The organism is Zobellella denitrificans (genome assembly GCF_002407485.1).
In the GTDB taxonomy this organism is placed as follows: domain Bacteria; phylum Pseudomonadota; class Gammaproteobacteria; order Enterobacterales; family Aeromonadaceae; genus Oceanimonas; species Oceanimonas denitrificans.
Window position 1 is genome coordinate 1,410,304 of record NZ_CP012621.1, and the last position, 20,506, is coordinate 1,430,809.

The following is a 20,506-nucleotide window of genomic DNA, read 5'->3' on the forward strand; positions in this document are numbered from 1 at the left end:
TATCATTCACATTAAGCGACGCCATGTTCGACTGGTCACCCCTGATCCTGTTAATAGAAGACGACCCCCTGTTCCGTCGGCTGATGGTGGCCTACCTCGAGCTGTGGGGGGCAAGGGTGATAGAGGCGGACAACGGCGAAGAGGGGTTGTTGCAGGCAGAGCTTAACAGCCCCGATCTGGTGCTGAGTGATCTGCTGCTGCCGGCACCGTCGGATCAGGAGCTGATCACCAGCCTGAAGCGGCGTCATCCTGCCCTGCCGGTGATCGCCATTTCCGGCCAGCAGAAAATGGCCGACGTGGCCCGGGCCCTGCGCGCCGGCGCCGAGGACTACCTGATCAAGCCCATTCGCAGCTGGAACCTGGTGGCGGAAGTGATCGCCGGCAGCCTCAGGCCCGATCCCGGCAAGTTGCTGGACGAACTGAACGAACACCTGGCCTATTACCGGCGGGAAGACATCGCCGCCAGCCGGTTGCTGCAGGGCTGGCGGCAGCAGCCGGAGCGGACCCTGGGCGACTGGCGGCTGAGTTGCCGGCAAAGCTCGCCCTGGGTACTGACCGAGTACATCAGGCTGGATCAGGATCTGCTGCTGCTGCTGGCGGAGTTCGATCCGCTCAACATGGACACCCCCGTGGTGATGACCCTGGTGACCTTTATCCTCAACGAACCCCTGCGCCATTACGGCTCCCGCCAGGATTGCGTGCTGCACAGCCTGGCCCGCACCCTGGAATACATCAACCGCCTGATCCTGGAGGTGGGGCTGGATACCAGGGTCAACCTGGCGCTGTTCCGGTTGCATGCGGATGGAGGCCGGGTGGAGGTGGCCAATGGCGGCATGGCCGGCAGCGATTGGCTGGAACGCTGCAATGCCGGGCCCCTGGGCCGGCAGGAGCTGACCGCCAACCAGCTCAGCTACCGCTGTTCCTTTCCTCTGAGCCTCAACCTGAAGGGCAGCTTCGGCGGCGAGATAGAGCTCACCGCCAGCTGCGGGGATCACTGAAGGCGTAACTGCTGCAGGTAGCGGGCGAAGGCCGGCCCCAGCTCCGGGTGGCGCAGCCCGTATTCCACATTGGCCGTCAGCAGCCCGAGCTTGCTGCCGCAATCGTGGCTCTTGCCCAGGATATGGTGGGCTTCTACCGGCTCCTGCTCCATCAGCATGGCGATGCTGTCGGTCAGCTGGATTTCATCGCCCTTGCCGAGGGGGGTTTTCTTCAACAGCGGCCAGATATTGGCGGAGAGGACATAGCGGCCCACCACCGCCAGGTTGGAGGGGGCATCGCTGCGCTGCGGTTTTTCGACGATGGCGCAGAGTGGGGCGGAACGGCCCTGCTCCAGGGCGCTGCCGTTGATATCGACGATACCGAACTGATCCACCTGCTCGGCGGCCACCGGCTCCACCAGGATCTGGCTGCTTCCCCGTGCACCGAAGGCCTGGATCATGGCGGCCAGGTTGTCCCGGCGCAGATCGCAGCTCACCTCGTCGATCAGCACGTCCGGCAGCAGTATGGCGAAGGGGGCGTCGCCCACCAGGGGATGGGCGCAGAGGATGGCGTGGCCCAGTCCCTTGGCCTCGCCCTGGCGCACGTGCATGATGGTGACGTCGGGGGGGCAGATGTTCTGCACTTCGCTGAGCAACTGGCGCTTGACCCGTTTTTCCAGGGTAGCCTCCAGTTCGAAACTGGTGTCGAAATGGTTTTCGATGGAGTTCTTGCTGGCGTGGGTCACCAGCACGATTTCCTTGATCCCGGCCTGCACCGCCTCGTTGACCACATACTGGATCAGGGGTTTGTCGACCACCGGCAGCATTTCCTTGGGAATGGCCTTGGTGGCGGGCAACATCCGGGTTCCCAGACCGGCGACGGGGATAACGGCTTTACGGATAAGCGACTGTGAAGGCATGGCGGGCACCAAAAAAACATCGGGCCCGTATCATAACCAATAGCGGCCCTCCCGGCCATGGGCGGGAGGGCCGTGGCGCTCAGTTGCTCAACAGGTGCCGGTTTTTCTCCACCGTGGCCGGGCCTATGCCGCTGACCTTGGCCAGGTCGTCGACCGAGGCGAAGGGACCGTTGTTTTCACGGTACTCCACGATGGCCGCCGCCTTGGCCGGACCCACGCCGGTCAGCAGGGCCAGTTGCTCCTGGGTGGCGGTGTTGATGTCGATGCTGGTGACCATGGCCTCTTCCCCGGCGGGGTCGTTGGCCAGGGCCGGGGTACCGACGGCCAGCATGGCCGCCAGCAGGGTGGATGAAAGCAGCTTGTTCATACCCGTCTCTCCTTGTTGTTGGGGGCAATCGTCCAGTGGACTTAACAAGCCTTGGCCAGGGAGAGAGGATCTGGCAACGAAAAAATCCAAAATCACCCATTTGGGGGATAACGGCTCGTCCTGTGACAGGGATGCGTGGTGGGTGCGGGAGTACAGTCCGCCATGGTTCTCCGGCCTTGCGGGGCTGACCATGATTCAACAGCGGTATTGGCGGGGGAATGTACGGCTACAAAAACCGGCCCGGGGCCGGTTTTTGGCATTCAGGGCAGGACTTTCCTGAAGGGCTTGACGATGACCGAGGCGTAGACGCCGGCGGCCAGGTAGGGATCGGCATCGGCCCAGGCCCGGGCGGCGTCCAGCGAGTCGAACTCGGCGATCACAGTGCTGCCGGTAAAACCGGCCTCGGCCGGGTCTTCGGCGTCGATGGCCGGGTTGGGGCCGGCCACCAGCAGCCGGCCTTCATCGGCCAGGGCCTGCAGCCGGGCCAGGTGGGCCGGCCGGGCTTCCTTGCGCATGGGCAGGCTGTTGGGAACATCTTCACTGAAAATCACGTACCACATCAGGGTTGTCCTTCTTGTTTGGTGCCGTCCTGTGCCGGCAACTGGCGATAGAGATAAAAGGCGGTGGCGAAGGTGAAGGCCAGGGTCAGGCCGAGCAGGCCGAACACCTTGAAGTTGACCCAGAATTCCTGGGACAGGTAAAAGGCCACATAGACGTTGAGGGCGCCGCAGAAGGCGAAAAAGCCCACCCAGGCCAGGTTGGCCCTGTCCCAGATGGCATCCGGCAGGGGCATTTCCTTGCCCAGCATCTGCTTGATCAGGTTTTTGCCGAAACCGTAGCGGCTGACCAGCAGGCCGGCGGCGAACAGGGCGTTGACGGCGGTCACCTTCCATTTGATGAAGGCGTCATCCTGGAAGAACATGGTCAGCCCGCCGAAGAACAGCACCAGCACCAGGGTGACGAGGTGCATTTTTTCCAGCTTTTTGTGCCGGAGCCACTGCACCAGCATCTGCACACAGGTGGCGGCCATCAGGGCGCCGGTGGCGGCATAGATGTCGACCGTCTTGTACACCACGAAGAAGATGATAAGCGGGATGAACTCGGCGAATTGCTTCATAGGAATGACCCGTACTGCGAATGAGGGCCCAGTTTACCCCCATGGCTGGCCGCAGGCAAAGTCGCCGGTCATTTATTCAATACAAAAGGGCCCGGGTTCGGTGCGGAGCCGGGACCCTTTGCTTATGGGGAGACGACGAGAGGGAGCGGGGACTTAGCCCTGCACGCCTTCGGCGATAAAGTCCATGCTGGCCTGCACCGCCGGCAGCGGCTGGTCCAGCTCGCACACTTCCCTGGCGAAGGGCTCGAAGGAGAAGTAGCCCCGGTAGCCGGCCTGGAGCAGGGTGCGGATCTGGCCGATATTGTCCAGCCGGTCCGCGGGGCCGACCAGCACCCGGTGGGCGTCCAGCATCTGCTCGTAGCCGATGGCCGTGTCTTCCACCCCGGAGATGTGCACCAGGCCGGTGAACTCGGGGAAGAACTCGGTTTCGCCCGCCACCCTGTGGTGGAAGGTGTCATGCACCAGGGCAAAGCGGCCCTCGCCGCCCACCGCCTGGATGGCGGCCACCGCGTTTTTCTTCAGCCGCAGTGAGGAGACGGGAAAGCCCAGCGGCTCCACGAAACCCTTGAGGCCGTGCTTTTCCAGTATCGGCTGGAGGCCGCGCAGGGCCTGCTCCAGGCTGGCGGGGTCCGAGCCCTGGAAGCTGCCGTCGTTGAGCGGGCACAGCACCAGGCCGGTGGCGCCGCAGGCGGCGGCCAGTTCGGCCAGCCTTTCGGCCTGGGCGGCGCGCTCCGGGTTCCAGACGTTGAACGGATAGAGGGCGTTGATGCTCAGGATCTCGATGCCGAGTTCACGGGCCCGGGCGCCGATGGCGCGGGCGTGGTCCAGCTCGCTGATGCTGTTGTCGGCCACGTCGTTGCGCAGCTCCACGGCTTGCAGGCCCAGGGCCCTGGCGGTGTCGAGCAGTTCGAAGGCGCTCAGCCTGGGCGCCGTCATATGGTTCAGGGAGAAGGTAGGGGTCAGTTGAGACATCTTGAATCGGCTCCGTACATCACTTGTTGTAGAAGGTGGGGCGCTCGGCCATCACCACGGGTTCAATCCGGCCACTTTCCTGGGCCAACACGCAGGCATCGGCGGCCACGGCGGCGGCATAACCGTCCCAGGCGGTGGGACCGGACAGCTGCTGCTGTTCAATGCCCTTGATAAAGTCCTGCAGCTCGATGTCGTAGGCTTCGATAAAGCGCTGTTTCCAGTCGGTGAGGATGTTGGTGGCCAGTTTCGCTTCGGTGCGCAGCAGCAGGCTCTGGGGCTCGGGCAGGTTGGCGACGCCAGTCTCGCCCACCACCGAGCACTGGATGTCGTAGCCGTACTGGCAGTTGACGAAGATTTCCAGATCGATGCGCACACCTTTCTGGGTTTCGATCAGCACGATCTGCGGATCGGCCAGGTGCTCGAAACGGTGGCGGGTACGCTTGGGATACACCACCTGCACCGTCTTGTAGTCGTCGTCCAGCAGCCAGCGCAGCACGTCCAGCTCGTGGATGGCGGTATCGACGATGGCCATGCTGGTGACATAGCTGTCGGGCACGCTCGGGTTGCGGTGGGCGCAGTGCACCATCAGCGGCTCGCCGATCCGGCCGGCGTCGATGGCCTGTTTCAGCAACTGGTAGCCCTTGTCGTAGGGGCGCATAAAGCCCACCTGCACCAGGCGCTTGCCGGCGGCCACTTCGGCCTCGACGATATTGAGGCAGCCCCGGGCGGTGGTGGCCAGGGGTTTCTCGCAGAACACGTACTTGCCGGCCGCGATGGCGGACAACACGAATTCCTCGTGGGTGGGACCCCAGGAGGTGACCAGCACGGCGTCCACGTCGTCGGCCTTGATCAGCTCGTGGCCGTTGTCGTAGACCTTGGCGTCCAGCCCCAGTCGTGCCACCACCGCCTCGGCCTGGGCCCGGTTGACGTCGTTCACCGCCACCACCCGGCCGCCGGACAGGGTCTGGGTAATGCGGCGGGCGTGGTCTGCGCCGATGGCGCCGGTACCGATAACACCAATTCTGATTGTCATGTTTTTCCTCCAGCTCAAGGTCGTCTCGTCGGCCTGCGCCGACGCTCAGTGGTCTGCTTCCCGCAGGCCGGCATTTTTCGATGTTACCGGCTTGTTGGAATTTATGTTTCATGACCATCACTATAAGCAGTGGCGGGGCAGAAACGCCAAGAGCGTGATGATGGAAAGCCATCACCCGGGGCTATACTGGGCTCATGTCGGGATCTGGAGTGAAAAAACATGAAGAAGATCACGCTGGCGGAGGTCGCCAGACGGGCCGGGGTGGGGGAAGCCACGGTGGATCGGGTGTTGAACGAGCGGGGCAATGTGTCGCCGGACACCGCCGAGCGGGTGATCCGTATTGCCCGGGAGCTGGGATTGAAACGGGTGTTGCCCGACGAATGGCGCCGGCTGCGCCATATAGAGGTGTTCCTGAGCGACAGCGACACCTATTTCTTCAAACAGCTGAGCAAGAGCTTTATGCAGGCGGCCGACACCCTGGGCAAGCGGCGCCTGGTGCTGCACCGTACCTTTGTGGGCGAGCGGGAGCCGTCCCTGCTGGCGAAGAAACTGGGCGAGGCCGCCGCCGGCCGGGACGGCATCATCCTGTTCGGCTCGGATCATCCGGCGGTGGTGGCGGCGGTGAACGCCGCCACGGCAAGGGGAGTGCCGGTGATCACCCTGGTCACCGAGCTGCCGGGCACGGCGCCCCTTGCCCATGTGGGCATCGATCAATACGCCGCCGGGCGTACCGCCGGCTGGCTGCTGGGCCAGTGGTGCCGGGATCCCGGCGAGGTGCTGGTGGTGTGCGGCCCGCTGGAGGTGCTGGTGCACCGGGAGCGGATGCGGGGCTGCCGGGAGCGGCTGGCGGAATCCGCGCCCCATCTGCTGCCCCGGGTGCTGGAGGGCCGGGAGCAGAATGACCTTATCGAGTTCCTGGTGCGGGAGCGGCTGGCCGAGGGCCGGGTGGTGGCGGTGTACAACACCGGGCCCGGCAACGGCACCATTGCCCGCCTGCTGGCACGCCGGGATCTGGCCGGGCGTTGCGTCTTTATCGGCCATGAGCGCCACGCCACCACCGAAGATCTGCTAAAACGCGGCCTGATGCAGTTGACCCTGGATCAGAACCCCAGGCTGCACGCCTTCCGCGCCCTGGAGCTGCTGCTCAACCACCTGGAGCAGGGCCCCCGCGGCACCACCGGCGGGCGTATCGACTTCTCCCTGTTCACTCCCGAAAACATCGGCGGCTGAGCTGCCGTCCGCCGCTGTTGAAATTTACATTTCATTTTGTCCCGCTCCGTTCCGGGTCCTCGCGAGCCCGGGCGGGGCATGGGCACCGGCTTTTCCCCTTAACTTTGGGGGTGCTCGTAACCTAATGATTTATATGAGTTTAATAAATTGATGTCCGAGCTGATATTCGGGCCGGGAGCACCATAACAAGATCCATGTCAAAGAATTGTTATTTTTTTGCTGTTTGGCGGTAATGGCACCTTGCGAAAAATCATAAATTCCAACAATATTAATTTTGAAATAAACGTTCAAATAGGATGTTCGCAGGAACGACCATGCTCTCAACGGCTGCAGCGTGGTTTGGCAGCCTCAAGGAATGAAACACCGCTTCCCTACAAGGAGTAAGACCATGAAATTCAAGAAACTGATTGTTGCCTCCGCCCTGGCCTCGGTACTGCCCTTCGGCGCTTATGCCGAGGATATCAAGATCGGGGTGTCCATGGCGCTGTTCGACGACAACTTCCTGACCCTGGTGCGCCAGGCCATGCAGGAGAAAACCGCGGAGCTGGACGGTGTCAGTGCCCAGTTCGAGGACGCCAAGAACGACGTGGGGCAGCAATTGCAGCAGGTGGAGAGCTTCGTCAACCAGAAGCTGGACGCCATCGTGATCAACCCGGTGGATACTCAGGCGGTGGCGCCCATCATCAAACGCGCCGAGGCCGCCGGCATTCCCCTCATCTTCGTCAACCGTCGCCCCGAGGCCGCACTGCCCGACGGCATGGCCTTTGTCGGTTCCGACTCCAAGGTGGCCGGCCGACTGCAGATGGAATATATCGCCGAGAAGCTGGGCGGCAAGGGCAATGTCGCCATCCTGATGGGCGAGCTGTCCAACGAAGCCACCCGTGACCGTACCAGCGGGGTGGAGGAAGTGGCCGCCAAGTACCCGGACATCAAGATCATCGCCAAGGAAACCGGCAAGTGGTCCCGCAAGGAAGGCATCGACGTGACCAACAACTGGCTGCTGTCCGGCTACGAGATCGACGCCATCGCTTCCAACAACGATGAAATGGCCATCGGTGCCATCATGGCCCTGGGACCCAATCGCCTGAAGGACGTCATCGTGGGCGGCGTGGACGCCACCCCCGACGCCCTGGCCTTTGTCGACAAGGGCATGATGGCTCTGACCGTGTTCCAGGACGCCAAGGGCCAGGGCAAGGCCTCCATCGAAACGGCGGTGAAAATGGCAAAAGGGGAGGCCGTGGATAAAAACGTCATGATCCCCTACGAGCTGGTTTCTCCGGAAAACTACAAGGAATTCGTTGGACGTAACTAAGCCATCAACCGGGGCCCGCGGGCCGGGCCCCCTTGATACGTCTCGGAGGTAATCAGATGTACCCATATGTGCTCGAGGCCGAAGGCATCAGCAAAGGCTTCCCCGGTGTCAAGGCGCTGGACAACGTCACCCTGAAGATACGGCCGGGCAGTGTACACGCCCTGATGGGGGAAAACGGCGCCGGCAAATCCACCCTGATGAAGTGCCTGATCGGTATCTATACGCCCGACACCGGCACCATCAAGGTCAAGGGCAAGGAAATGAATTTCCGCGACACCATGGATGCCCTGCACTCCGGCATTTCCATGATCCACCAGGAACTGAACCTGGTGCCCCATATGACGGTGGCGGAGAATATCTGGCTGGGCCGCGAGCCCATGAAGGGCCTGTTCGTCGATCACGACACCCTCTACCGGGAAACCGACAAGCTGCTCAAGCAGCTCAGCATCAAGGTCAAACCCGACACCCTGGTGGGCGATCTCAGCATCGGCACCCAGCAGATGATCGAAATCGCCAAGGCGGTGTCCTACAACGCCGACGTGGTGATCATGGACGAGCCCACCTCGGCCCTGACCGAAGGGGAGGTGTTCCACCTGTTCCGCATCATCAACGACCTCAAGGAGCAGGGCAAGTCCATCGTCTACATCAGCCACAAGATGGACGAAATTTTCGAAATCACCGATGAAATCAGCATCTTCCGGGACGGCACCTATGTCGGCTCGGACAAGACCGAGCATTTCGACCGCCAGAGCCTGATCACCAGGATGGTGGGCCGCGAACTGACCCAGATGTTCCCTAAGTTCAACGACAACATCGGGGAAGAAGTGCTGACGGTGAATAACCTCTGCCGTGCCGGCAAGTTCCACGACGTGAGCTTTTCGCTCAAGCGGGGCGAGATCCTGGGCGTGGCCGGCCTGGTGGGTGCCGGGCGCAGCGAGGTGATGGAAAGCCTGTTCGGGGTGCACCCGGCCGACAGCGGCAGCCTGGTGCTGGAAGGGCAGGAGGTGAGCATCGCCTCTCCCGCCCAGGCCATCGATCTGGGGCTGGCGTTCCTCACCGAGGACCGCAAAAAATCGGGGTTGTTCCTGGTGCTGTCGGTGCTGGAAAACATGAGCATCGTCAAGATGCCCCGCTACATCGACGGCAAGGGCTTCGTCAGGCACGCGGACATGGTCAAGGACTGCATGGAGCAGATCCAGAAGCTCAACATCAAAACCCCGACCATGGATCAGATCATCAACAACCTGAGCGGCGGCAACCAGCAAAAGGTGCTGATCGCCCGCTGGCTGCTGGCCCAGCCCAAGATCCTGATCCTGGACGAACCCACCCGCGGCATCGACGTGGGCGCCAAGGCGGAAATTTACAAGCTTATCAGCGAACTGGCCAACCGGGGCGTGGCCATCATCATGGTGTCGTCGGAGCTGCCGGAAATCCTGGGCATGAGCGACCGGGTGATGGTGATGCACGAGGGGCATATCACCGGCATTCTCGACAGGGAAGAAGCCACTCAGGAAAAAATCCTCGAGCTGGCCTCGGAATAAGCGGTTATAAAGGAACAGGACTATGGAAAACGTAAAGGCAACGAAAGAAATGGCGGCAACGCAGAACAACGGCACCGCCTGGGACAACCTCAAGCGGAAGATGCCCAAGGACATGGGCATCTTCCTGGTGATGATCGGCATCGCCCTGGTGTTCGAGGTGCTGGGCTGGGTGTTCCGTGGCCAGTCCTTCCTGATGAACCCGGGCCGGCTGGTGCTGATCGTGCTGCAGGTGGCGATCATCGGCATCATCGCCGTGGGGGTGACCCAGGTCATCATCACCACCGGCATCGATCTTTCTTCCGGCTCCCTGGTGGCGCTGACCGCGGTGGTGGCGGCCAGCCTGGCGCAAACCGCCGACAGCATCTCGCCCATGTATCCGTCTTTGGTGGATCTGCCGGCCATAGTGCCGATAGTGGCGGGCATCGGAGTGGGGCTGTTGTGCGGCCTGATCAACGGTTGGCTGATCACCAAGACCGGCATACCGCCCTTTATCGCCACCTTAGGCATGATGGTGTCGGCCCGTGGCCTGGCCCAGTTCTATACCCAGGGCAACCCCATCAGCTTCCTGTCCGACGGCTTTACCTCCATCGGCCAGGGCTCGGTGCCGGTGGTGATCTTCCTGGTGGTGGCGGTGGTGTTCCATATCGCGCTCAAACATACCCGCTACGGCAAATACGTGTACGCCATCGGCGGCAACATGACCTCGGCCCGGGTGTCCGGTATCAACGTCGACAAGTACCTGATCATCGTTTATTCCATCGCCGGGGCCCTGTCCGGCCTGGCGGGCATCGTGATGGCGGCGCGAGTGAGCAGCGGCCAGTCCAGCATGGGCCTGGCCTACGAGCTGGACGCCATCGCCGCGGCGGTGATCGGCGGCACCAGCCTGATGGGCGGGGTGGGGCGCATCACCGGCTGCGTGATCGGCGCCATCATCCTCGGGCTGATGAAGAGCGGCTTCACCTTTATCGGGGTGGACAGCTACGTGCAGGACATCATCAAGGGCGCCATCATCGTCGGTGCCGTGGTGATCGACATGCGCCGCAACAAGGCCAAACGCTGATTACAGACTGCGAGTTTGCCCTTTTTCAGGCAGGTGGCTCAGGCCCCTGCCTGTTTTTTATGGGGCTTACACCCCGCTTCCACAGCATGAAACGAGCAGTCGTCGTTTCACCCTGACGGCGCCCGGAGCGGTGCTGAAACGGGATCCCGGTCAAACAAAATTTTACAAGCCAGCCACAAATCGCGATCCAGATCATGGAATTTTTGTTTCAAAATTGATTTAAATGGATTGCTCGTTTAGTTTGTGTGCCAGATAAATCAATAACAACAACGTTACCTTGTTTTTACGCAGGCCTTATGGCCAGGCAGCCATGCAAACGGAGGCATCATGACGCCGCAAGGAAGATACAACATCAAGTACGTACTGCTGATCTGCGCGGTATCCGCATTGGGAGGCCTGCTGTTCGGCTACGACACGGCGGTGATTTCCGGCGCCATCGGCCCCATCAAGAGCTATTTCGGGCTGGATGCCTTCGGCGTGGGCTGGGCGGTGTCCAACGTGGCCATCGGTTGCATCGTCGGCGCCTTTGCCGCCGGCACCATCGCCGGCAAGCTTGGCCGCAAGAAGGCGCTGCTGTTGGCGGCCTTGCTGTTTACCGTTTCCGCCATCGGCTCCGCCCTGGTGGATACCTTCTTCTGGTTTATCGTCTACCGCCTGATCGGTGGGGTGGCGGTGGGCCTGGCTTCGGCAGTCTCGCCGATGTACATGTCGGAAGTCTCGCCCAAGGACATGCGCGGCCGGGCGATCGGCATGCAGAACTTCGCCATCGTGTTCGGCCAGGTGGTGATCTTCTCCATCAACTACCTGATCGCCAAGGGCGCGACCGAAGCCTGGCTGGTGGACATGGGCTGGCGGGTGATGCTGGGCTCGGAAGTGATCCCCTGTCTGCTGTTCTGCCTGGTGGTGAGTTTTATTCCCGAATCGCCCCGCTGGAACGTGATGCAGGGCAACGACGCCGCGGCACTGGCTACCCTGCGCAGGATCTACAACGGCCCCTATCCGGAAAAGGTGCTCAAGGAGATCAAGCTCTCGCTCAACCAGCGCCGGCTGGAGCAGCAGCAAAAGCGCAAGCTCAACTACCGCAACGACAGGGTATTCTGGTTTATCGCCTTCGTGGGCTGCATGATCGCCATCCTTCAGCAGGCGACCGGCGTCAACGTGATGATGTATTTTGCTCCCGTGGTGCTGGAGCAGGCCACCGGCAACAACGAGGCCGCCCTGTTCATGACCATCTGGATCGGGGTGATACAACTGATCGGTACCTCCATCGGTGCCTTTCTGATGGACAGGGTAGGGCGGGTGCCACTGCTGCGTATCGGTGCCATCGGCTCGACTGCCGGCTTGCTGGTGACCTCCTATTTCCTGTACCAGTCGGCGGATCTCTCCGGGGCAGAGGCGGTGCGCAACGGTTATTTCATCCTCTCCGGCATGCTGCTGTTTATGCTGTTCTTCGCCGTTTCCTGGGCCGTGGGGGCCTGGGTGGTGATTTCCGAAATCTTCCCCAACCGGATGCGCTCCGAGGGCATGTCCCTGGCGGTGTCCGCCATGTGGGTGAGCAACTTCATTATCGGCCTCGGCTTCCCGCTGATGAACGGCAATGCCTTCCTGCTCGAGCACTTCCACGGCGCCTTCCCCATGTGGCTGTTCGCCGGTTGCTGTGTACTGGCCTACTTCTTCGTCACCCGCTTCCTGCCCGAGACCAAGGGCGTGCCCCTGGAGCAAATGGAGGAGACCATGCTGACCAAAACCAACTTGGAAGCCCGGGAGGTACCGGTCGAGATGGCCCGGGCCAACGGCTGATGTCCGAAACCGGCCCCTGGGCCGGTTTTTTTTTTGAGGGGGCATGATGATCACCGATCCTTACTTCTACCTGGTCGCCGTGCCCGCCGTGCTGATCTACGGCATCGGCAAGGGCGGCCTGGGCGGTGCCCTGGGGGTGGTGGCGGTGCCCCTGATCAGCCTTACCACCCATCCCTCCACCGCCGCCGCCGTGCTGCTGCCGCTGCTGTGCCTGATGGACCTGTTCGCCGTGGCCTGGCACCACCGCCATGTGTGCTGGCGCCAAATTCGCCAGATCATCCCCGGCGCCCTGCTGGGGGTGGCGCTGGCGGGGCTGCTGATGGCCCGGGCGCCGACCTGGCTGCTCACCGGCTTTATCGGTATTGCCTCCATCCTGTTCTGCCTGCACCACTGGTTCAGCCCGCCGGTGCCGGCCAGGGCCGGCGGCCTGGGCCAGGGCACCCTGTGGGGCACCCTCACCGGTCTGTTCAGCACCACCATCCACGCCGGCGGGGCGCCGGCCAGCATGTACCTGTTGCCCCAGCAACTGGAGAAACGGCTGCTGGTCGGCACCATGGCGGTGCTGTTCGCGCTGATCAACCTGATGAAGCTGGTGCCCTATGCCCTGCTGGGCCAGCTCAACCCCGGCAACCTGCAAACCGCCCTGATGCTGGTGCCGCTGGTGCCGGTCGGGGTCTGGCTCGGGGTCTGGCTGGTCCGAACCGCCAGCCAGCGACTGATCTACCGGCTGTGCTACGGGCTTTTGTTCCTCTCCGGCCTGCACTTCCTGCAACTGAGCCTCCGGAGCTGGTGGTGATCAGCCCGCCACATTGAAAGGGGATCACCCGCACCCGGGAAGGTCCGGATGGATGGTCTCGGTCCTTAAAGCAAGAAAACAAAGTTTTGCTCTGCTTTTTTATTCAGACTTCTCTCCGGTGCGCCCTATAACGCAACTCCTGCCTTTAGCCAACATCCACAAAGCGCAAGAAATCGAATATGGGTCCGGTCGGCTTTTGCTCTAATAACAGCACATTAACAACGGCGTAAAGCCCTATTCGAGGTGCCATCATGACCATGCACATCACCAGTGCCCCCTGCTGCTGGGGCGTGGACGACGTCAACAATCCCCACCTGCCGCCCTGGCAAAGGGTACTGGGCGAGGCGGCCCAGGCCGGCTACCGGGGCATAGAGCTCGGTCCCTACGGCTACCTGCCGCTGGATATCGATCTGGTCGGCACGGCGCTCGAGGCCAACGGCCTGAGCGTGGTGGCGGGCACCATCTTCGACGATCTGGTGGACCCGGCCAACCTCGATAACCTGCTCCGCCAGACCCGTGACATCTGCGACCTGCTCACCCGCTTGCCCCGGTTGCCCAAGGCGCCGGGCCAGCGCTTCGCCGCCCCCTACCTGGTGCTGATCGACCATGTGCACGCCGAGCGCAGCCTGGTGGCCGGCCACCCGGAGCGTGCGCCCCGGCTCTCGCCCGAGTGCTGGCGGCAGGCCATGGCGCACATCGAGGCCATTGCCACCCTGGCCCGGGACCGGTACGGGGTGCGGGCGGTGATCCATCCCCACGCGGGCGGCTATATCGAATTCGAGGACGAAATCGAGCAACTGGTTGCCGATATCCCCGCCGAGGTGGCCGGTCTGTGCCTGGACACCGGCCATCTCTACTACTCGAAGATGGATCCGGTGAGCTGGCTGCGGCGCTACGCCGGGCGCATCGACTACCTGCATTTCAAGGACATAGACCCCGAGGTGTACGCCGAGGTGATGGCGGAGCCGGTGGACTTTTTCGCCGCCTGCGCCCGGGGCGTGATGTGCCCCATTGGCCGGGGCGTGCTGGACTACGACGCCATCCACGCCCTGCTCAAGGAGCTGGACTACCAGGGCTATATCACGGTGGAGCAGGAGCGGGATCCGCGCAACGCCGCCGGCAGCCTGCAGGATGTGGCCGCCAGCCTGGCCTTTCTGCAAAGCAAGGGGTTTTAGGGCCAGTACACGAACTTTGCAAAGCTGCCCGTTGTGGCCAGCGAAGAGACAACAGGGCTACCTCCACCGACACGCCGCAAGTACGTCCATGTAGGCTCGCACATGCCATCCATGGCATGTGACGGTCGGTGGAGGCCATCCCTGCTGCCTCTTCCAAGCTTCGGCGCCGAGGGTAGCGCCAGCAGGCGACACTGGCGCTTTGGCCGGACTCGGGATACCTACAGACGACTGGAACAAGGAGAAACCGCAATGATTTATGGAGAACGCAAGGTCAAGGCACCCATCCGCTGGGCCATGGTGGGTGGCGGCAAGGGCAGCCAGATTGGCTATATCCACCGCTCGGCGGCGCTGCGCGACCACAGCTTCCAACTGGTGGCCGGCGCCTTCGACCTCGACCCCGAACGGGGCCGGGAATTCGGCGCCGGCCTGCAGGTGGCGCCCGAGCGCTGCTATGCCGACTACCAGACCCTGTTCGCCGCAGAGGCCAAACGGGAAGACGGCATCCAGGCGGTGTCCATCGCCACCCCCAACGGCACCCACTTCGCCATCAGCAAGGCGGCGCTGGAAGCCGGCCTGCACGTGGTGTGCGAAAAACCCCTGTGCTTTACCCTGGCCGAGGCCGAGGAGCTGCGCGCCCTGGCCGAGCGCCGGCAGCGCATGCTGTGCGTAACCTACGGCTATGCCGGCCACCAGATGATCACCCAGGCCAGGGCCATGATCGCCAACGGCGAGCTGGGCGAGATCCGCATGGTGCACATGCAGTTCGCCCACGGCTTCCACAGCGAGGCGGTGGAGCAGGGGAACCCCAGCACCCGGTGGCGGGTGGATCCCCGTTACGCCGGGCCCAGTTATGTGCTGGGGGATCTGGCCACCCATCCGCTCTATCTGTCCGAAGTGATGCTGCCACAGCTGAAGATTGAAAAGCTGCTGTGCGCCCGCCAGAGCTTCGTGCGGAGCCGGGCACCGCTCGAGGACAACGCCTATGTGCTGATGCAGTACAGCGGCGGGGTGATGGGGCACCTCTGGGCCAGCGCGGTCAACGCCGGCTCCATGCACGGCCAGAAGATCCGGGTGATCGGCTCCCGGGCCAGCCTGGAGTGGTGGGACGAGCAGCCCAACCAGCTGCGTTTTGAAATCCAGGGCGAGCCGGCGCGCATCCTGGAGCGGGGCATGGGCTACCTCTACCCCGAGGCGCGGGAGGACGATCGCATCGGCGGCGGCCATCCCGAGGGCTTGTTCGAATCCTGGTCCAACCTCTACTACCGTTTCGCCCTGGCGATGGAAGCCTGCGACGCGGGCGAGCACGACCGGGTGAAGGCCTTGCACATCCCCGGCATCGAGGCCGGGGTGGAAGGGGTGCGCTGGGTGGAAAACTGCGTGCGCTCGGCGGATCTGGGCGCGGTGTGGGTGGATTACCGCTGAGGGGCGGGCTTGCGCCGCGCGCTTCCCGGGGACAAGATAAGCGGGTGTGCCCACCAGGAGAGACGGCGTGATACAGCATTTTGTCAGCGGCAAACGCCGGGGCCGGCTGGAGCTGGAGCAGTCGGCCGAGCTGATGTACCTCTGCCTGGCCGACGCCGGCGACACCCGGTTGCCCCGGGCCATGCACCGGCACGACGACCGGGTGGAGATCGTCTTTATCCGCGAGGGCAGCGGTACCCATATCATCGACGGCCGCGCCTACAGTACCGGGCGGGGCGATCTGCTGATCTACAACGGCGGTGTGCTGCACGACGAGTCTGCCAACCCCAGTGAGGGCATGAGCGTCTATTGCTGCGCCTTCACCAACCTTAAGCTCCGGGGCCTGCCCAAAAACACCCTGAGCCGCGGCCGGGTGCGGATCCCCACCGGCGAGTGCCATGGGGAATTCGACAGCCTGTTCGGGCTCTTGCATGCCCAGATCCGTTCCGAGCACAGGCTCAGCCTGGCCTGCTGCGATCACCTGCTGCAGGCGCTGCTGCTGATGGTGTCCAGCCTGATCGATGAGCAGGACGCGGAGGAGGAGGCGGCCCGCTATGAGCTGGGCGAAAGCGTCAAGCGCTATATCGACCGGCACTACCAGGACGAGCTGGATCTGGGCCGGCTGTCCGAGGCGCTCAACATCAGCCCTTATTACCTCGCCCACCGCTTCAGGCAGAGCGTGGGCTGCTCGCCCATCCAGTACCTGATCCGCCGGCGCATTGGCGAGGCCCAGACTTTGCTTATAAACACCGGGCTCAGCGTCACCGACATCGCCCTGATGGTGGGCTACGACAACCCCAACTACTTCAACACCGCCTTCCGGAAGGTGGTGGGCATCCCCCCCGGCCGGTACCGCCGGCAATACCTGGAATAGCTCTGCCGCGCGCCGGCTCCGTGCCAGCCTGCTCCAAACCGGCCCGTTCCGGCCGACGAAGTTAACGAATTGTGTCGCCAGTCACAGTTCCGCCAAAGAGCGCTTGGATTTTTAAATTCACAATTTCACCAAACGAAATAAATGTTTTATTATCACTTCCAGCAGAATCAGTCATCCACCAACCAGGGGGAGCGGATGTCCAAGTTATTATCCAAGCGCCGGCAACCGGACAGCCAGGGCGCCATCCAGTGTATCACGCCGGAATCGGCCGGCTGGGGTTATGTGGGCTTCGAGGTGTATGAACTGGACGCCGGCCAGAGCCTGAGCCAGGACACCCTGGACCGGGAAGTCTGCCTGGTGCTGGTGGCGGGCAAGGCCAGCGTACGCACCCGCGAGCTCAGCCTCGATGCCATCGGCGAGCGGATGAGCCCCTTCGAGCGCAAGAAGCCCTACGCCGTCTATGTGCCCAACGACGATCATTTCACCGTGACTGCCCAAACCAGGCTGGAGCTGGCGGTATGCAAGGCGCCGGGTTTCGGCAACCACCCGGCGCGGCTGATCGGCCCCGACAGCATCGATGCCGAGCACCGCGGCAAGGGCCACAACCGGCGCTATGTGCACAACATCCTGCCCGACACCGCCGAGGCGGACAGCCTGCTGGTGGTGGAGGTGTTCACCGACGAGGGCTGCACCAGCTCCTACCCGTCCCACAAGCACGACCGGGATGCCGAGCCGGGCGAAACCTACCTGGAAGAGACCTATTACCACCGCTTCGATCCGCCCCAGGGCTTTGCCCTGCAGCGGGTCTATACCGACGATTTCGAGCTGGACGAGTGCATGGCGCCCTACAACCAGGACGTGGTGCAGGTGCCGAAAGGCTACCACCCGGTGGCCACCATCGCCGGCTACGACAACTACTACCTGAACGTGATGGCCGGGCCCACCCGCAAGTGGCGCTTTACCTGGGAGGCCGATCACGCCTGGGTGAATTCCGATAACTATCCCAAAAGCAAGTAACCCAAGAACAAGCAAGCCAACACAAGCACAAGGAGAGGGTAAATGATTAAGGTGGCATTGATTGGCGCCGGCCGCATCGGCCAGGTGCATTCGGCGAATATCGTGGCGCACCCCGAGAGCCGGCTGGTGGCCATCGTGGATGCGTTCCCGGAAGCGGCCCTGAGCCTGTCCGAGAAAACCGGCGCGCCGGTGAAGACCCTGGAAGAGGTGATGGCGGACCCGGGCATCGACGCCGTGGTAATCGGCTCGGCCACCGACACCCACGCCGATTTTATCGAGCTGGCGGCCCGCAGCGGCAAGGCCATCTTCTGCGAAAAGCCGGTGGATTTGAGCCTTGCGCGGGTGCAGGCCTGCCTCAAGGTGGTGGAGGAGTGCCGGGTGCCGCTGCTGGTGGGCTTCAACCGCCGTTTCGATCCCAACTTTGCCGCCGTGCGCAACCGCTACCAGCAAGGCCAGATCGGCAAGGCCGAGTCGGTGCTGATCGTGTCCCGGGATCCGTCGCCGCCCCCGGTGTCCTACATCCAGCGCTCCGGCGGCCTGTTCCGCGACATGACCATCCACGACTTCGACATGGCCTGCTACCTGGTGGACGAGCCGGTGGTGGCGGTGACCGCCCGCGGCAGCTGCGTGGTGGACCCGGCCATCGGTGAGGCCGGCGATATCGACACCGCCGTGGTCACCCTGGAGTTCGCCTCCGGCGCCCTGGGCACCATCGTCAACACCCGCCGCTCCGGCTTCGGCTACGACCAGCGCATCGAGCTGCTGGGCGCTGAGGGCATGCTCAAGGCCGAAAACCAGCTGGAAAACACCGTGCTGCTGGCCAACGAGCAGGGCACCGCGGTGGCCAACCCCCAATACTTCTTCCTGGAGCGCTATCATGCCGCCTACAAGGCCGAGTGGGCCCACTTCGTGGACGTGGCCCTGGGCCGGGCCCAATGCCTGAGCGGCGGTAAGGAAGGCGAGCAGGCACTGCGCCTGGCCGACGCGGCGGTGGAGTCCTGGACCACCGGCAAGACGGTCCGCCTGTAAGGCCAGGGGCCGCGCCATGCCACCGGTGTGCCGGCCCTGTCCGTAGGCTCAATGTCAGTCGACCAAAAAACGGCGGCGGGGTTGGGTTACCCATCTGTAGGGGTCGACTTCAGTCGACCAAAATACGGCGCCGGGACCTGGGCTGGTCCCATGCAGGGGCGACTTCAGCCGACCAAACCATGGTTCCGGGCTTGGGGTGGCCCACTGAAGTGGGCCTGCCATGGTCTTGGCGCGGGTTGCGCCGCTGAGGTGGGACCTTATCAAGTCTGTTTTTGTTTCTCGATGGGTTTCAGATCTCTTGGGTCTGAGTTTTGCGCCTGCTCCTTGAGCAGGCGCTTTTTTATATCCCCTGTTGCCACTGCTGCTCGCCGGTGGCGAGGGCCTGGGCAAGGGTATCGATGCTGGCATCGGGCAGGGTCTCGGGCAGCAGGTCGGCGCCGGCGCTGACAAAGAGCTGGGCATAGGCGTTGCGCAGGTCGGCGTAGGCCAGATCGCGGCGTAGCTTGGCCTGCAGGTTGTTCAGCTCACCCTGGATCAGTTCCAGCTCACCGATGGCCTGGGCCTGGTGACGGTTGCGCAGCTGTATCACAATTTGCTCGTCCAGTCCGGCCAGCTCCTGGCTGGTGGCGAACTGACGCCGGGCCTCGTTGAAGTTGGCATTGGCCACATAAAGCTGGGCCAGCACGGCCATCGACATGGCCTGGCGCTTGGCGGTGGCCACCTGTTCACCGGCCTTGGCCGCTTTGATGGCGGCCGGGCCCGAGAGCACATTGAACAGGTTCCAGGTGATCTTGACGCCATAATCGGCCCAACTGTTGTTGGAGAGGAAGTCGTTGCTGTCATAGTGACCGCCGGCGGAGAACTCCAGCCCCGGCAGCAGCCGCAACATGGCCTTGCGGGTTTCGGTGGCGCTGATCCGGCTCTGGTAGTCCTGCTCGCGCAGCTCGGGGCGGCTGGCCAGGGCATCCTGTTCCAGTTGGTGCAACGGCACCGCAACCTCGGGCACCTCATAGTGGCCGGTATCGGCCAGGGTAAAGTTGCTGTCGAGCGGCAGGTTGATGAGGGCCGCCAGCCTGGTCTTGGCCAGCGACAAGGCCCGACGCTGTTCCTCCAACCGGCGGGTGGCTTCAATCAGGGAACGCTGGTAGCTCAGGTTTTGCACCATATCGCCCAGCTTCTGCTGCTGAAGCCGGCTGCTGTCCTGGCGGGCCTGAGCCACCCGGGCCAGCAACTGGTCTATCTGTTGCAGCAGGCGCTCGGCGGCCACCGCCTGCCAGTAGGCGGAGCGTACGTCCTGGGTAATGGTATGCAACACCTTGCGCCGGCGCTCCTGCATGATCAGTCGCTGATCGGCTTGTTGTTTGGCACTGAGGTAGCCCACCCCAAAGTCGAGTACGTTCCAGACCATGTTCAGGTCGGCTACCTGGCGGTGTTGCTCCTGCGAGGTGGAGGGCTCGAGCGACTGGGTACCGGTTTCGATACTTTCACTGCTGGACGCACTGACATTGCTGCGGCCCACATAGCCGGCCTGGGCGGTAATGCGCGGCAGCAGGTCGAAGTTGGCCAGGTCGAGCTGGCGTTCGGCCATGGCTTCTTCCATCAGTTTCAGGCGGGCTTCCAGGTTGTATTTGACCGCCCGCGCCATGGCCTGATGCAGGGTGAGCGGGCCTGGCAGCGGCTCCTGGTCCTTGAACATGAGCACCATATCCTGCTCGGCCCGCTGCAGGCTGGCCTGGCGATCGATGGGCTGGCTGGTAACGGCGCAGCCGCTGATGAGCAGGGCGAGGATGCTGATGCTGAGCTGTTTTTTGTAGGCCATGGATGT

General features: G+C 63.1%; 19 protein-coding genes. 12 read left to right on the forward strand and 7 right to left on the reverse strand.

Going from position 1 to position 20,506, the window contains the following annotated elements:
* Positions 1 to 23 precede the first annotated feature (23 nt).
* Complete coding sequence (locus AN401_RS06700) at positions 24 to 998, forward strand: response regulator (protein WP_096778861.1); 975 nt, start codon at positions 24 to 26, stop codon at positions 996 to 998.
* On the opposite strand, the gene galU is transcribed toward AN401_RS06700, so the two are convergent.
* From galU to AN401_RS06730, 6 genes are all read right to left on the reverse strand, one after another.
* The gene (gene galU, locus AN401_RS06705; protein ID WP_096780317.1) at positions 992 to 1,897 is read right to left on the reverse strand and encodes a UTP--glucose-1-phosphate uridylyltransferase GalU; all 906 of its coding nucleotides are present in this window, start codon (positions 1,895 to 1,897) and stop codon (positions 992 to 994) included. The two genes, AN401_RS06700 and galU, sit on opposite strands and share 7 nt — an antisense overlap.
* 79 nt (positions 1,898 to 1,976) lie before the next feature.
* Positions 1,977 to 2,264 carry a ComEA family DNA-binding protein gene (locus AN401_RS06710; protein WP_094037875.1) on the reverse strand — a complete coding sequence of 96 codons (288 nt, stop codon included), beginning with the start codon at positions 2,262 to 2,264 and terminating at the stop codon, positions 1,977 to 1,979.
* Between the two features lie 260 nt (positions 2,265 to 2,524).
* Entirely contained in the window at positions 2,525 to 2,824 is a 300-nt protein-coding gene (locus AN401_RS06715; RefSeq protein WP_096778862.1) for a YciI family protein, read from the reverse strand.
* Positions 2,824 to 3,381 carry a septation protein A gene (locus AN401_RS06720; RefSeq protein ID WP_094037870.1) on the reverse strand — a complete coding sequence of 186 codons (558 nt, stop codon included), beginning with the start codon at positions 3,379 to 3,381 and terminating at the stop codon, positions 2,824 to 2,826. The genes AN401_RS06715 and AN401_RS06720 overlap by 1 nt, the downstream gene beginning before the upstream one ends.
* Before the next feature lie 153 nt (positions 3,382 to 3,534).
* The gene (locus AN401_RS06725) at positions 3,535 to 4,353 is read right to left on the reverse strand and encodes a TIM barrel protein (RefSeq protein WP_096778863.1); all 819 of its coding nucleotides are present in this window, start codon (positions 4,351 to 4,353) and stop codon (positions 3,535 to 3,537) included.
* 19 nt (positions 4,354 to 4,372) lie between these two features.
* A complete protein-coding gene (locus tag AN401_RS06730; protein ID WP_096778864.1) occupies positions 4,373 to 5,386 on the reverse strand; it encodes a Gfo/Idh/MocA family protein in 1,014 nt (337 codons plus the stop codon).
* A 219-nt stretch (positions 5,387 to 5,605) separates the two neighbouring features.
* Here AN401_RS06730 and AN401_RS06740 point away from each other — a divergent pair, with 219 nt between their 5' ends.
* The 11 genes from AN401_RS06740 to iolG all read left to right on the forward strand — a co-directional run bounded on the left by AN401_RS06740 (position 5,606) and on the right by iolG (position 18,681).
* Positions 5,606 to 6,616 (forward strand): LacI family DNA-binding transcriptional regulator, encoded by a 1,011-nt coding sequence (locus AN401_RS06740; protein ID WP_096778865.1) that lies wholly within the window; start codon positions 5,606 to 5,608, stop codon positions 6,614 to 6,616.
* Positions 6,617 to 7,004: 388 nt separating this feature from the next.
* Positions 7,005 to 7,928: a sugar ABC transporter substrate-binding protein gene (locus tag AN401_RS06745; RefSeq protein ID WP_096778866.1), complete on the forward strand. Its 924-nt coding sequence runs from the start codon at positions 7,005 to 7,007 to the stop codon at positions 7,926 to 7,928.
* 56 nt (positions 7,929 to 7,984) lie between these two features.
* Complete coding sequence (locus AN401_RS06750; protein WP_096778867.1) at positions 7,985 to 9,469, forward strand: sugar ABC transporter ATP-binding protein; 1,485 nt, start codon at positions 7,985 to 7,987, stop codon at positions 9,467 to 9,469.
* A 22-nt stretch (positions 9,470 to 9,491) separates the two neighbouring features.
* Positions 9,492 to 10,529: an ABC transporter permease gene (locus AN401_RS06755; RefSeq protein WP_094037863.1), complete on the forward strand. Its 1,038-nt coding sequence runs from the start codon at positions 9,492 to 9,494 to the stop codon at positions 10,527 to 10,529.
* Between the two features lie 327 nt (positions 10,530 to 10,856).
* Positions 10,857 to 12,329: a sugar porter family MFS transporter gene (locus AN401_RS06760; RefSeq protein ID WP_096778868.1), complete on the forward strand. Its 1,473-nt coding sequence runs from the start codon at positions 10,857 to 10,859 to the stop codon at positions 12,327 to 12,329.
* A 43-nt stretch (positions 12,330 to 12,372) separates the two neighbouring features.
* Positions 12,373 to 13,125, forward strand: a complete 753-nt coding sequence (locus AN401_RS06765; RefSeq protein WP_198401823.1) for a sulfite exporter TauE/SafE family protein — start codon at positions 12,373 to 12,375, stop codon at positions 13,123 to 13,125.
* A gap of 251 nt (positions 13,126 to 13,376) precedes the next feature.
* Complete coding sequence (locus AN401_RS06770; protein WP_096778869.1) at positions 13,377 to 14,300, forward strand: TIM barrel protein; 924 nt, start codon at positions 13,377 to 13,379, stop codon at positions 14,298 to 14,300.
* A 249-nt stretch (positions 14,301 to 14,549) separates the two neighbouring features.
* Entirely contained in the window at positions 14,550 to 15,722 is a 1,173-nt protein-coding gene (locus AN401_RS06775) for a Gfo/Idh/MocA family protein (RefSeq protein WP_096778870.1), read from the forward strand.
* Positions 15,723 to 15,789: 67 nt separating this feature from the next.
* Positions 15,790 to 16,635, forward strand: coding sequence for a helix-turn-helix transcriptional regulator (locus AN401_RS06780; RefSeq protein ID WP_096778871.1), 846 nt, complete (start codon positions 15,790 to 15,792; stop codon positions 16,633 to 16,635).
* A 195-nt stretch (positions 16,636 to 16,830) separates the two neighbouring features.
* Entirely contained in the window at positions 16,831 to 17,652 is an 822-nt protein-coding gene (iolB, locus tag AN401_RS06785) for a 5-deoxy-glucuronate isomerase (RefSeq protein ID WP_096780318.1), read from the forward strand.
* Between the two features lie 42 nt (positions 17,653 to 17,694).
* Positions 17,695 to 18,681, forward strand: coding sequence for an inositol 2-dehydrogenase (gene iolG / locus AN401_RS06790; protein ID WP_096778872.1), 987 nt, complete (start codon positions 17,695 to 17,697; stop codon positions 18,679 to 18,681).
* Positions 18,682 to 19,021: 340 nt separating this feature from the next.
* Here the strand turns inward: iolG and AN401_RS06795 are convergent, their stop codons facing one another.
* Positions 19,022 to 20,500 (reverse strand): TolC family protein, encoded by a 1,479-nt coding sequence (locus AN401_RS06795; RefSeq protein WP_094037856.1) that lies wholly within the window; start codon positions 20,498 to 20,500, stop codon positions 19,022 to 19,024.
* Positions 20,501 to 20,506 lie beyond the last annotated feature (6 nt).